This is a genomic window from Nitrospira sp. MA-1 (assembly GCA_032139905.1).
Lineage (GTDB): Bacteria > Nitrospirota > Nitrospiria > Nitrospirales > UBA8639 > Nitrospira_E.
On record JAQJDB010000007.1, the window covers coordinates 317775 to 331070 of the forward strand.

Genomic DNA, 13296 nt, shown 5'->3' on the forward strand with positions numbered 1-13296 from the left:
TGGCTTGTGGTTTAAAAATCCTGTCCATTGTAGATCGAAGATTAATGCGCATGTTTGGCTGTGGCATCTGTATGGTGAGTTTCGCTCCATGACAGAGGTGACCCTTGCTTCATACGAAGGATAATGTTTTGAACCTGTTCGAAGTCTTCAAGCGGATTGCCCTGTAAAACAAGAAAACTGGCTTCATATCCCTCGTCCAATCGTCCAATTTTCCTTGAAGGAAAAATAGTTTGAGGAGTGGTCTCACTCCACATTTTCAGTAAGGTCAGATTGTCAAAAATTCCCATGTGATGAAGGTGAAGTGCTTCCGCCAGGGAAGTTTCCGCATGGTCGCTTCCGATGGCAATGGTGACCCCGGCCTGATGCAGTAACTTGAGGTTTTCCATCTGAATTCTCTTGGCGACCTCAAGGACATTTTTCACGGGTGGCGGTTGGTGCTCTTGGGAATTTGCAGGAGAGTGGGGATTCGCGTCCGTCTTGGTATGATGTCCTGCCGGGTGAAAGTGCTCGGCGACGGTCGTCGTGGCAATCACGGTCCGGTGTGTGGCCGCCAGTTGGGCATCTTCTTGAGTTAATCGCACGGCTGACTCTTGGTCGGGCGAAGGAAGGAACCACCCTGGGAGATGGGCGATCTCATCCACATGATTCTTGATGGCCGTTCGAAAGTCATCAACTGTTTCAATATGTGCGGAAACACGCAGGTTTTGCTGGTGCGCACGCGTGACAATCGGCTCGATAAGCTGCGGATTCAGGCCGCTCCGAAACCCATGAGTGGCGGAGCGGGTGCCGTGTTCAAAATGTTTCGAGTCGGCAAGATAGAGCTTAATGAAATCCGGCTTGGTCGCCATGATGGCCGGCCAGTAGGTTTCCACATCCTTCAGAGAGGAAAGAGCAAAGTAAGCTCGCCCGTTGAACCATCCTTTTTCACGTTTGCCAATGACCGGTTCATAACGATGGGTGCGAAGTATGTCTTCGTATAGAGCAATGGGATGACCGCGTTTCCCGGTCAGACCGGCATGGGCAAAGATCGCATCAATGGTCTCCGGTGTGTTGAGTTTTCCGTCGATTTGCTCAACAAACTCGGGAATGTCGGTGGTATTTTTTACATAAAAAATACCATCCCGGACATAATGATTGATGACCTGATCGATGTTCCAGGCACCTTCGACGTTGTGGGTGTGGGCTTCGCCAAACGGTGGCACGACAAACCCGCCTTTCAGGTCAATGGTCTGTTCAACAACCTTGGGCCGGAGGCGGGTAAGTGAGCCATCGACCGCATACCAGGTATCCCTGGTGAAGCCTTGTCCATCAAACCATTGGCCATTGATAAATTCATAGGTTTTGGCAGTCTTCCGGTTGTCGAAAGATTCGATATTGGTGGTTGGTGGGGAATGAGTGGGAATGCTACATCCCATCAATCCCAGTCCACTAATGAGTAACAGGATGGTCAAAGACAACAGGGTGTATGGTGTCTGTTGACTCTGAATCCATTTTCTTTCGCCCTGAATAATCATGCCTGGAGGCTCCAAGCATGCTAAATGAATGAACCTTCTGAGTTTGGCTACGATTTCTCTGCTTTGTTGCTGTGGGTTGTCCATGCCGTTCGTAAGCTGAAGGTGGGAATTAGGAATGTCCCAGGAACGACTGAAGTTTGGTGGCATATTGTTCAATGCGCTCGGTTTCCCGTTCGACCATGGAAAGGAAAAAGTTGTAGGGAATGAGCGTGATGACGGCAACCCCAATTCCTGCAGCGGTGCAAATGAGTGCTTCAGCCACACCACCTGTGACCGCGTGGGGATTTCCTAGTCCTGATTCGGACATGATGTCGAAGGAATCGATCATTCCAATAATGGTTCCTAGCAGTCCCAGTAAGGGACCCAACGTAATGATCGTATCCAGAACGGATAATCCCCGCTTTAATCGGGCCAGCTCGCCGATTCCAGCTGCTTCCATGGCTTTGTCCGGTTGTTGGTCTCGATGAAATATGCCTGCCGCAAGCACGCGGAGTGTGGGGCTCTGGCGTTGTTCGGCTAATGCCAGCGCATCCGTCCATTTTCCCTGTTCAACCAGTTTGATCATCCGGTCCGCCAGGCGGCTGAAGCGCAACGATCGGAATTGGAATCCACGTTCGATGCTGACGGTCAGAGCTAATAATGAGCAGCCCAGGATGGGGATCATCATCCATCCGCCACCCATCAGTAATTGAATCATGCCTCTACTCCCTTCTTCTCGCGTCGCTTAACTGTTCAGGTCAAATTTAATGGGAATGTCGACCCATTTGGCTATGGGGATGTTCCCGTCTTTCGCCGGCTGAAATTTCCAGTTTTTAATGGCTTCCTGGGCAGCCAGATCTAACGCCTCATGACCGCAGCTCTTTCGAATTTCCACCTGGCTGGGAGCGCCATCGGTGTTAATCAATGTTCGCACAATGACCGTCCCCTCCCACCCAGACTCACGCGCCACACGAGGATAGAGTGGTTTGGTCGAGGCGACAATTCTCGGCTTGGACGTTGAGGATCCGGCTGCCATCGCCGGCGGAGTTTTTAATGCCGGACGAGCCGACGGGTTTGGCGGGGGAGGCAGTGTGTGCTGCGCTATTGGTTGACGATTGTTCATGTGCATGGGTGTCCTGGCAGGGGGTTGTTCCCGCTGCGGTGTCGCCGGTGAAAGCTGAGGTCTTTGCCGGTGTTGAGGAGGAACGGCCATTTTCATCATCTGACGACTCTGTATGGCCTGCACCGTTCGTGTGTCTTTGAGCATGGGCTTTGCCTGAGGAAGAGGCGGCGGAGCCAGGGGTTTGGAAGGTGTCGGTTTAATTGATGCCTGCATCGGTGTCGCCGGCATGGCTGGCGTAGGTTGGGTCCGGGGAGACGGTGGCGTGGGTTGTGCAAAATCCGGTTGGGGTGGTGTCAGAGGTTTCGTGGGCGGTTGTGGGGTGGGACTGATTTCCTGGAGAGCCGGAACCAATGTCACCTGGACTGTTGGGGTGAGGTCTTTAACTTCAGGGGGACTTGGATAATACGTCAGGGCGGCAAGAATTCCTGCATGAAGAATAACGCTTCCCAAGGCGCTCAGGAGAAAAATTCGATTATTGAAATTGGAAGAGGAATCTTCAAACGTGGAGTTCACGATTTGCTCCGTTGTAATAATGTTTGAATTCGTTCGTCCTGGCCCCCAAGCTTCAAGAATTCTTCGTAGTGCTTGAGAGCTTTTTGGGGGGCATTGCGATGAAATTCATACAACATGCCAAGATTGTAGTGGGCTTCGGCCAATTGATCATTCAAAGATAAGGCTGTTTGATATTCTTCTTCAGCTTGATCAATTTGGGACAGGGCCGCATACACGACTCCCAGATTGACATGAGCTTCCGCATTGTTTTTATCGAGAGCGGTGACGTGTTCAAATGCTTGTGCCGCTTCCTTGAAACCTTCCTTTTGCCGGTACAGGATGCCTAAATTGAAATAGGCGCTGGCTAAATTATTGTTTAATTTTACGGCATGTTGGTAGGCCTGAATGGCGTTGTCCACGTGATCAGATTGTTGAGCGAGTGATCCGGCCATTAACCAACCATTGACATACGTGGGATGGAGAGAGACCAGTTGGTCGACGTAACGTTGGGCTTCATCGGTCTGTTGCTCCTGGGCCAGCCAAAACGCGATGCCGTATAACGAATCGACGCGATGAGGCTCGAGTTCCAAGACGGCCTGATGGGCCTTAATGGCTTTCTGCGCTTGTTGTTGCTGATCAAACAACGCCGCCAACGCAATGCGGGCTTCCGTAAACTTGGGATAGGCCTTCAAGGCAAGATTGAATGATTGCTCGGCTTTTGGAAATTGGGACTGATGCTGGTAGATGGATCCAAGATCCACATAGGCTTGAGCAAATTTGGGATAGGCCTCCACCGCCCGTTGTAACTCCATGATGGCTTTATCCGTTTTTTCAAGATTGTTGAAGATTAACCCCAACAGATGGTGCGCCTCAGCGTATCCCGGGTACAAGGCCAGCGCACGCTCTAAGGAAGCAATGGCCGAAGTCCATTGTTGTTGTTCATAGGATGAAAAGGCTTGGGAAAGAAGGTCCTGTGCTTCTCCAGCCTGACTTGAGGGGCTGCCCAGGCCGATATGGGTGACGAGAAGGAAAAACGCGATGAGTCTGATTTTCGAGAAAGGAGGTATCATGGGCTAACCTTATTGATATGGGCAATATTCCCCAGGTTTATTGAAGCAAATCAAATCGAATGGGCAAATCCACGGTGGACGCAACGGTAAATTCTCCATTTTTTGCTGGTTCAAAGGACCAGCCCTTTACCGATTGAACGGCACTTTCGTCCAGGAGAGAAAATCCCGAACTTTCCTTTACTGTGGCACTTGTGACCGTGCCATCGGAACTTATGTGCGTCCGCAGGACCACCTTCCCATGCCACCCCTGTTCTCTGGCCATTCTGGGATAGAGGGGGCGTTCGGTTTTCAGGGGTTTGACGCTTTTCAATCGCCCGCGTGTTGTTCCGATCCGGTCTAGGAGTATTCGGGGTATGGCGGGCTGTGGCAGATTATCCATATCAAGATCGGGAGCCCCAAGGGTATGAAATGTCGTTGGCGGCCATGGGCGGTCAATCGTGGGCAACGGAAATGAAAATGTTCTACTGGTTTTTGTCACCGTTGTCCCGGTCACTTCAATGACGTCTAAGGTTTCTATGGGCTCTGTGCTCTCACCGAGGTTTTCCGCCAAAGAAGTTTGATTGGAGGCCAAAGTGCACCATAGAGATAAAACAATGAAAAACATCAGATTGTGTTGATGTACCAAAAGACCTTTTCCCATTACGAAATATGACGACCGGTCGTGTTGAATTATATCCACTGGTTGTTTTTCTAGGTTGCGGATAACGTCAAATCAAGCCAGCTGGCATCTTTGACGTTAAGAAACTCACTACCCCCTTAAAGAGGTTGTCCCTTGTTCGGTTTCTCCTGTCAGGAAGATGTCGGCCGTCCCCTCCTCTGACCATGCGTTGTGAGGCCGTTCCCGAACTCAACTCGTTATGGTGAAAGCGGTTTGGGAACCAGGCTTCGGATGATTTATCGAGGAGGAGCTCTGGTTGGAAGAAAATGAGTGGAAATGAGAGTAGGGACTTTAGGAATCGGATATTCCATAATGGCAAGGAGTTGGAAGCTAGGGGAAATTTCCTGGTTATCCCCGGAAATTGTTTGTGCCGCCGCGCACATCCAGGAACAGATTGCCGTGCTATGCATGGCTGATGTGTGGTGATGGGTATGTTCCGTAATGTGCGAAGCGTAGGTCCGATGCATGCTCCCCATGATGAGGAAGAGCATCAGAATGAGTACAACGGTGAGGCTTTTTCGATATGGCATGTTATCTACAGACCAGAAATGTTCAAAACCCTGAATAATAAAGGAGGCTTATGCTAGGGAAACCCGAAAGATTCTGTCAAGCAAATGCCTGTCCTTCGTTTCGTGTCGTCGTCTGTCACAGGATGGATCTTTGCGATCATGAATCCTTTTCCTGTGAGTTGATTCCCACCGGTAATTCGGTATACTAGGGCAACTGTATGGTTTGAAAGGTGTGTCTAGCCCTCATTCCCTATCCATTGTGATTTTCTCCCACCCTATTTCGTAAGGTCGATATGTTTGTTCGTCTATTAAATATTCTCTTTGGTAGCAAAAATGATCGGGAGCTCAAGCGGCTCAGACCACAAGTGATTCGAGCCAATGAATTTGAGGCTTCCTTGCAACCCCTTGATGACGAGGGATTAGCGGCAAAAACCGCAATATTTAAAAAAAGACTGGAAGCTGGCGAGTCTTTGGATGATTTGCTCCCTGAGGCGTTTGCCGTATGCCGTGAAATGTCCAAGCGCCAGCTTGGCATGCGCCATTTTGATGTACAGTTGTTAGGGGGAATGGTCTTGCACCAGGGACGTATTGCCGAAATGCGCACAGGTGAAGGAAAAACTCTTGTCGCCACTCTCCCGGTCTATTTGAATGCGTTGGAGGGAAAAGGGGTTCATTTGGTGACAGTGAACGATTATCTGGCAAAGCGCGATGCCCAGTGGATGGGACCGCTCTACCATGGTTTAGGCTTATCCGTCGGGATCATTCAACATGACGCCTCCTTTTTATTTGATCCAACCTATGATGCCCCGGATAAACGGTTGCAATTTCTTCGGCCATGTTCTCGACGTGAGGCTTATGGGGCCGATATTACCTACGGGACCAATAATGAATTTGGGTTCGATTATTTAAGGGATAATCTCGTGGTCACGGACTTGAGCCAGGGGGTTCAGCGGGAATTGAATTTTGCCATTGTCGATGAAGTTGACAGCATTCTCATCGACGAAGCTCGGACGCCGCTGATTATTTCCGGACCCGCCGAACAAAGCACAGACCTTTATTTCCAGGTGGATCGGATCATCCCTCACCTCAAACGGGAAGAGGATTATACGATTGAAGAGAAAACAAAAACGGTATCTCTGACCGATGAAGGCAATGCGCATGTTGAGAAACTGTTGGGAGTCGATAATCTCTATGACTTGAAGCACCTGAGTTTGGTGCATCACGTTATTAAAGCTCTCCAAGCCCATGTGCTCTATCATCGGGATGTGGAGTATGTGGTGAAAGATGGCGAGGTGATGATTGTTGATGAGTTTACCGGTCGATTAATGCCGGGACGGCGATGGAGTGATGGACTCCATCAGGCTGTGGAGGCGAAAGAAGGGGTGAAGATTGCCAACGAAAATCAAACTCTGGCATCCGTGACGTTCCAGAATTATTTTCGTATGTATAACAAACTGGCGGGCATGACCGGAACCGCGGACACCGAAGCTGCGGAATTCGCAAAAATTTACAACCTGGAAGTGAATGTGGTGCCCACCAATAGCAAAATGATTCGAATCGATAATCCGGATGTGGTCTATCGGACCGAAAAGGAGAAATTCGAGGCCATTGCCGACGAGATCAAAGAATATCATGAGAAGGGACAACCGGTTCTTATTGGCACGATTTCTATCGAAAAATCTGAACGTCTTGCGGCCTTATTGAAGCATCGAGGCGTAAAACACCATGTCTTGAATGCCAAGTTTCATGAAAAAGAAGCAGAAATTATCGCCCAGGCCGGGCAAAAGGGTTCGGTGACCATCGCCACGAACATGGCCGGCCGCGGTACCGATATTTTGTTGGGAGGCAATGCTGAAGCGCTCTTCAAACAACAGGTTGTTTATCGGGGGGAAGATCTGACAGAAGAGGAGCAAAACAAAGCGTATGCCACAATTAAAGCCGCCTGTGATGAGAATAAGAAAGAAGTACTGGCAGCCGGAGGGTTGCACATAGTCGGGACTGAACGTCATGAGAGCCGCCGGATCGACAATCAGCTGAGAGGACGGGCGGGACGGCAGGGAGATCCTGGCTCCTCGCGCTTTTTCCTTTCCTTGGAAGATGACTTGCTTCGCATTTTTGCGTCCGAACGGGTTTCAAACCTCATGCTCAAGCTCGGCATGGAAGAAGGTGTGCCCATTGAGCACAGGATGGTCACCAAATCCATTGAAAATGCGCAGAAAAAGGTCGAAGGCCATAATTTTGAAATTCGCAAGCATCTTCTTGAATATGATGATGTGATGAGTAAGCAGCGAGAGGTGATATATAAACATCGGCAGAATGTATTACATGCGACCGATGTGACCGAAGACGTTCTGGGTATGATTGAGGAAGTGGGCGAACGCTTGGTCGATGTCTATTGCCCTGAGGAGCAGTACGCCGAGGAATGGAACATTGCCGGATTAGCGGAATCAGTGCAGGGACAATTTGGCGTTGATGTGATCCAAGCGGATGAGATCAAAGACGTCGGTCGAGACGCGCTCAAGGAAGAAATTCCAGAAAAGTTAAAGCAGGCTTACCGAGACAAAGTCCAAGGACTCATCCAGGAGCATGGGGCCACCGAGGATTTAGTGCATTATGTGGAACGCACGATTCTGCTTCAAATGATTGACCATCATTGGAAAGATCACTTGTGGGGAATGGACCAGTTGAAAGATGGAATCGGCCTGCGCGGGTATGGGCAAAAGGACCCCCTCGCAGAATATAAGCGTGAAGGCTATGACATGTTTGCCGGAATGATGGAGCGGATTAAAAATGATACCTTGGAACGGCTCTTTAAATTTCAACTGGTTCGCGGTGAACGGCCTGAGCCTGAGCGGGAAGCGCCTCGCCCGACACAATTAAATCTGAACCGGGGAGGTGAGTCCGCTTCCGCTCCCCAGCAACGCACCGTTCAACGTGCCGAAGAGAAAGTTGGTCGAAACGATCCCTGCCCATGTGGGAGCGGGAAAAAATACAAAAAATGCCATGGGACCTGACACCTGAAAGGCCTGCCCTGCTCTTCTCATTGACGCGAGTATTGTTGTAACCTCACCCTCTTTCTGTTTGCCACTCACCTACCTTCTTCTTCCGATTAGGTTCTTGTTCATAACATGTTGAATCTATTGTTTTTTATTGCCATAAAAAGTGCGAAATTGCTTGACTTGTTTAAAGGTAGGCCGTTATCGTAACCGATTCTCAATGGGCATATTGCAGGAGGGACCATAGTCCATTCGTGCCATCAGATCATCAGAATACACAGGGTAATCCAGACCTTATCGAGAAGATTCTGTTGGAAATTGACCTTAATGGGCCCATAAGTTTTGCGCGTTTCATGGAATTGGCGCTCTACGATGTTCCACACGGATATTATATGACCAAAAAGGTTGAACCTGATCTCCCTCCCTCAGACCGAATCGGATGGGGTGGTGATTTTTATACGGCACCGGAACTTTCCCCTATTCTGGCGAAAACCTTGGTTCGCCAGGTTTTGGCTATTGATGACCAGTTAGGACATCCCGCTCAGTTTACTTTTATGGAAATTGGTGCAGGGAACGGAACTTTTGCCTTCGATTTCATTCAAGAATGCCGATCGATCAATTCTGATTTTTATCATCGCCTTTCTTATCAAATCATTGAGCGGAGTCCCCATCTCCAATCGCGTCAGGCAGCCAAGCTCAGCGAGATAGGGGAGGGCTGGGGAAACAAGCATCTGAGTTGGAAGACGTCGTTAGAGAACGTTGAAACGGATTCGGTGACCGGTGTTGTCTTTTCCAACGAATTAGTTGACGCGTTACCTGTCCATCGAGTCCGAATGGCTGACCACCGCCTTCATGAAATATGTGTGGCCTACAAAGGCGGGCATTTTGTTGAATGTCTGAATCATAGGCTCTCTCCGAACCTGATCGACTACATCGAGACTCATAAGGTGGCCTTGAGTGAAGCCCAAACTTCAGAACTCCATCTTGCCGCTGAGATTTGGATGAGGCATGTGGCTCGCCTTCTCCGTCGCGGTGTCGTGGTGACTATCGACTATGGTCATACGCATAGTGATTATTATCGATCCGACCGAAAGGACGGGACCTTCTTGTGTTATTATCGGCATGCCATTTCGACCGATCCGTATTCAAGGGTTGGAGAGCAGGATATGACGGCTCATGTCAATTTTTCCGCTTTGGCGAGTGTCGGAACGACAAACGGGTTGGACCTCATCGGATTCACAACTATGGCTAATTGGCTGATCGGGTTGGGGGTCGAAGAATTGGTGCGAGACCAGGACCAAGAGTCTGAAGATGTAAAGGCGTTGACGCAATTATTGCGTCCCCATGGGATGGGGACAACATTTAAGGTTCTCGCTCAGCGAAAGGGAATGGAGCCTTTCCCGCTTCAAGGTTTGCGTTATCGGGCTTTTTTTGATGACGCGGTGTCCTCACAATGAAGATGGAAAAAGTTTTGAATCGGAAATGAATGTGGTGAGTATGACTCATTCTAAAATGAGAGTAATCTATGGGTAGTGAACCGGTTCCTTTTAATTATCTCCCCATCATCATCTTCATGGTTCTTGGGGTACTCTTTGGAGTCGGGTCCTTTGTTGTGGGGTGGATTGTCCGTCCAAGCCGGCCTTATCGGGCGAAACTGCTTCCTTACGAAAGTGGCGCTCCGTTGTTTATGGACGCCAGGGTTCAGTTCCCGATGCGCTATTACATCATTGCCATGCTCTTTGTCATTTTTGATATTGAGGTGGTGTTCTTATTTCCTTGGGCGGTGGTGTTTAAAAAGCTTGGCCTTCTTGGCCTAGTGGAAATGGGAGTGTTCCTGGCCATTCTCATTGTGGGGTTCTGGTATGCCTGGAAAAAAGGTGCATTAGATTGGGATTAAGAAAAATAGGTCTTTATGCCTGGAAATATCCGCAGTTCACCCAGTACAATGGCACCCCCATAGTTTGGGGGTAGGCAACGAGCCACATACAGAACATTGAGGTAGGCAGATAATCTTATGGGCATGCTTGAACGACAACTTGAACCGAATATTATTACGACCAACTTGGATTATTGTATTGCCTGGTGTCGGAAATCTGCCCTTTGGCCGATGACCTTCGGATTAGCCTGTTGTGCGATTGAAATGATCGCCTCCGTGTCATCCAAGTATGACATTGATCGGTTTGGGGCCGGGGTATTTCGTGCGTCACCACGCCAATCCGATTTGATGATTGTGGCTGGTACGGTTTGTCGGAAAATGGCACCGGTGATCCGTCGAATTTATGATCAAATGGCCGAGCCCAGATATGTGATTTCCATGGGATCCTGCGCGACATCCGGGAATCATTACAATAGTTACAGCGTCGTTCAGGGTGTGGATCAAATCGTCCCTGTGGATGTCTACATTGCGGGTTGTCCACCAAGGCCAGAGGCGCTCATGGATGGTCTTATTAAACTCCAAGAAAAAATTCAAAAAGAAAAATACTTTGTGAAGTAACACCGGAAGTTGTGTAGAGGGTTTTTCGATAATCAACGATCCAGCAACCGATCTCATTTATGCATGCTTTTCTTGAATCCCTGGTTAACCGCTTTCCTCAGGCGGTGCTGACGGCGCAGCAGGATCCCGTGCGTTTGGACCTGTGGGCTCAAGTGCAGGCCGATCATTGGCTGGAAATTGCCCAATTTCTCCATGACGATCCCTCAATGGTCCTGGATCATATCACCGATATCTGTTCGGCGGATTATCCTGATGACCTTGAGCGCTTTGAAGTCATTTATCACTTTCTCTCCCTTTCACACAGGACCCGCCTTCGAATTAAAGCTCGCGTGACAGAGGACCATCCGGAGATCGCCTCTATCAGTGGGATCTGGAAAGGGGCGAATTTCCTGGAACGCGAAGTATACGACTTGATGGGCATTCGCTTTAGCGGGCATCCCGATCTTCGACGAATTTTGATGCCTGATGATTATGATGAAGGGTATCCGTTACGAAAAGATTTTCCGGCCGAAGGGAAAGGGTGGCGAAGCCGCTTTGATTTTCTCCCCAGGTTGGACGAACCGATTGGCGAATGGTCGGAAGCCGAGGTGCCAGATGATCAGCGGCATCAATTCATGGCGGATGACCATCCGGGTGACACCAAACGCACGACGGAAATGCTCCTCAATATGGGACCGCAGCATCCCAGTACGCATGGTGTGCTTCGGGTCGTGTTGGAATTGGATGGTGAGCGGGTCAGCAAAGCCACCCCCGATCTTGGGTATCTGCACCGTGGAGTGGAAAAGTTGGCTGAAGGTCTGACGTATATGCAAATGGTTCCGCATACCGACCGATTAGACTATGTCTGTGCCATGACCAATAACTATGCGTATGTGAGGGCTGTGGAGAAACTGATAGATATGGCCGTTCCGGAACGGGCGGAATATGTGAGGACCATCGTTGCCGAAATGCAACGGATCATCGGCCATTTATTCTGGCTGGGAACACAAGCCCTGGATATCGGAGCCATGACCGTGTTCTTTTGGACATTCCGGGAACGTGAAGTCTTGTTAGATATGTTTGAAAAGTTGTGTGGAGCCCGTTTGACATTGAATTACTATCGGATTGGAGGCGTGGATGCGGATCTCACGCCGGAAATTATTACGACCCTCAGGGATTTTTTGAAAACGTTTCCTGCCCATATTCGGGAATACGATACGCTCTTGCAAAAAAATCGAATTTGGGTAGCCCGCACAAAGGGGGTGGCACTCCTTTCTGCGGAGGATGCCATCAATTTCGGATGCACAGGGCCGGTTCTGCGTGGGTCTGGAGTGTCCTATGATATTCGAAAACTGGAGCCCTATGGCGTGTATGATCGCGTGGATTGGGAAGTCCCTCTGGGAAAAGACGGGGATACCTATGACCGGTATTGGATCAGAATGGAAGAAATGTGGCAAAGCGCTCGCATCATTGAACAATGCCTCAATCAAATGCCTGAGGGACCCGTGATGGCCGTCGATGCCCAAGCCATTCCCCCTCCCAAGCCCGAGGTGATGAGGGATATGCAAAGCCTGATTCATCATTTCATTATCTTTACGCAAGGGTTTAAGCCACCGAAAGGCGAAACGTATTGTGCGACTGAGGTGCCTAAAGGTGAATTGGGCTTTTTTATCATTAGTGACGGGAGTTCGCGTCCCTATCGGTTGAAAATCCGATCTCCTTCCTTTATTCATATGGGCGCCTTTGATCATATGGCGCGTGGATATTTGATTTCTGATATCGTCACGATTTTCGGAACGTACGATATTGTGATGGGGGAGTGTGATCGATAACATGGGGAATGGTGTCAGGGAGTTAAAGGGTTACGCGCACAATGGTCATTGGGCGATGACTCCTCACTTCAACTCACGAGGCTGCCATGTTATTTGAGCGATTCAAAAACGAGGTTGAGGATATTCTGTCCCGCTATCCGGTGAAGCGCTCGGCGTTGTTGCCGTTATTGAATTTTGCGCAGAGGGAAGAGGGATATGTCAGTGAATCAGCCATGAAAGAGATTGCCAAAATTTTGGATTTGACTCCCCCGCAAGTGTTTGAGACCGTCACGTTTTATACGATGTTTAATCTCAAGCCGATCGGGAAGTTTCACCTTCAAGTGTGTAAGTCGCTCATGTGTGCTTTAGTTGGATCGGATGATCTTGTGATGTGGATTCAGAAAAAACTGAGCATTGCCCCAGGTCAGACAACGGCAGATAACATCTTTACGCTCAGCGTGGTGGAGTGTCTTGGATCCTGTGGGACCGGTCCCATGATGCAGGTGAATGATGACTATTATGAGCAATTATCTGAAGAAAAGGTCGGACGAGTCCTGGACGATTTGAAACGGGACGGGACAAGTTCGCTTAAAACAGGACCCTTCATGTATCCTCAGCCCCTTGCTAAATGACAGGAGTCTTTGTAGAGCATAGACATGGATAAGCAATTC

General features: G+C 49.3%; 12 protein-coding genes. 6 read left to right on the forward strand and 6 right to left on the reverse strand.

Annotation, left to right across the window (positions count from 1 at the left end; genetic code table 11):
- Positions 1-41: 41 nt before the first annotated feature.
- From PJI16_14190 to PJI16_14215, 6 genes are all read right to left on the reverse strand, one after another.
- The gene (locus PJI16_14190; protein MDT3778711.1) at positions 42-1514 is read right to left on the reverse strand and encodes an amidohydrolase family protein; all 1473 of its coding nucleotides are present in this window, start codon (positions 1512-1514) and stop codon (positions 42-44) included.
- A gap of 109 nt (positions 1515-1623) precedes the next feature.
- Positions 1624-2211: a MotA/TolQ/ExbB proton channel family protein gene (locus tag PJI16_14195; GenBank protein ID MDT3778712.1), complete on the reverse strand. Its 588-nt coding sequence runs from the start codon at positions 2209-2211 to the stop codon at positions 1624-1626.
- 27 nt (positions 2212-2238) lie between these two features.
- The gene (locus tag PJI16_14200; protein ID MDT3778713.1) at positions 2239-3129 is read right to left on the reverse strand and encodes an energy transducer TonB; all 891 of its coding nucleotides are present in this window, start codon (positions 3127-3129) and stop codon (positions 2239-2241) included.
- Positions 3126-4178 (reverse strand): tetratricopeptide repeat protein, encoded by a 1053-nt coding sequence (locus tag PJI16_14205; GenBank protein MDT3778714.1) that lies wholly within the window; start codon positions 4176-4178, stop codon positions 3126-3128. The genes PJI16_14200 and PJI16_14205 overlap by 4 nt, the downstream gene beginning before the upstream one ends.
- A 37-nt stretch (positions 4179-4215) precedes the next feature.
- On the reverse strand, positions 4216-4749 hold the full coding sequence (locus PJI16_14210) for an energy transducer TonB (GenBank protein ID MDT3778715.1): 534 nt from the start codon (positions 4747-4749) through the stop codon (positions 4216-4218).
- 323 nt (positions 4750-5072) lie between these two features.
- Entirely contained in the window at positions 5073-5366 is a 294-nt protein-coding gene (locus PJI16_14215) for a hypothetical protein (protein MDT3778716.1), read from the reverse strand.
- A 272-nt stretch (positions 5367-5638) separates the two neighbouring features.
- On the opposite strand from PJI16_14215, the gene secA reads away from it, so the two are divergent.
- From secA to PJI16_14245, 6 genes are all read left to right on the forward strand, one after another.
- Positions 5639-8359 (forward strand): preprotein translocase subunit SecA, encoded by a 2721-nt coding sequence (gene secA, locus PJI16_14220; protein ID MDT3778717.1) that lies wholly within the window; start codon positions 5639-5641, stop codon positions 8357-8359.
- Positions 8360-8595: 236 nt separating this feature from the next.
- Complete coding sequence (locus tag PJI16_14225; GenBank protein ID MDT3778718.1) at positions 8596-9798, forward strand: SAM-dependent methyltransferase; 1203 nt, start codon at positions 8596-8598, stop codon at positions 9796-9798.
- Between the two features lie 68 nt (positions 9799-9866).
- Positions 9867-10238: an NADH-quinone oxidoreductase subunit A gene (ndhC, locus tag PJI16_14230; protein ID MDT3778719.1), complete on the forward strand. Its 372-nt coding sequence runs from the start codon at positions 9867-9869 to the stop codon at positions 10236-10238.
- A 117-nt stretch (positions 10239-10355) separates the two neighbouring features.
- Complete coding sequence (locus tag PJI16_14235) at positions 10356-10835, forward strand: NADH-quinone oxidoreductase subunit B (protein MDT3778720.1); 480 nt, start codon at positions 10356-10358, stop codon at positions 10833-10835.
- A gap of 59 nt (positions 10836-10894) precedes the next feature.
- Positions 10895-12646, forward strand: a complete 1752-nt coding sequence (gene nuoD, locus PJI16_14240; protein ID MDT3778721.1) for an NADH dehydrogenase (quinone) subunit D — start codon at positions 10895-10897, stop codon at positions 12644-12646.
- Between the two features lie 86 nt (positions 12647-12732).
- Entirely contained in the window at positions 12733-13257 is a 525-nt protein-coding gene (locus PJI16_14245; GenBank protein MDT3778722.1) for an NAD(P)H-dependent oxidoreductase subunit E, read from the forward strand.
- The last annotated feature ends 39 nt before the right edge of the window (positions 13258-13296 follow it).

What these genes read in the sequence shown, in the direction of transcription:
- PJI16_14195 (MDT3778712.1), bottom strand. Translation starts at nt 2,211, where the DNA reads ATGATTCAATTACTGATGGGTGGCGGATGGATGATGATCCCCATCCTG.
- ndhC (MDT3778719.1), top strand. Translation starts at nt 9,867, where the DNA reads ATGGGTAGTGAACCGGTTCCTTTTAATTATCTCCCCATCATCATCTTC.
- PJI16_14205 (MDT3778714.1), bottom strand. Translation starts at nt 4,178, where the DNA reads ATGATACCTCCTTTCTCGAAAATCAGACTCATCGCGTTTTTCCTTCTC.
- PJI16_14190 (MDT3778711.1), bottom strand. Translation starts at nt 1,514, where the DNA reads ATGATTATTCAGGGCGAAAGAAAATGGATTCAGAGTCAACAGACACCA.
- PJI16_14245 (MDT3778722.1), top strand. Translation starts at nt 12,733, where the DNA reads ATGTTATTTGAGCGATTCAAAAACGAGGTTGAGGATATTCTGTCCCGC.
- nuoD (MDT3778721.1), top strand. Translation starts at nt 10,895, where the DNA reads ATGCATGCTTTTCTTGAATCCCTGGTTAACCGCTTTCCTCAGGCGGTG.
- PJI16_14215 (MDT3778716.1), bottom strand. Translation starts at nt 5,366, where the DNA reads ATGCCATATCGAAAAAGCCTCACCGTTGTACTCATTCTGATGCTCTTC.
- PJI16_14235 (MDT3778720.1), top strand. Translation starts at nt 10,356, where the DNA reads ATGGGCATGCTTGAACGACAACTTGAACCGAATATTATTACGACCAAC.
- secA (MDT3778717.1), top strand. Translation starts at nt 5,639, where the DNA reads ATGTTTGTTCGTCTATTAAATATTCTCTTTGGTAGCAAAAATGATCGG.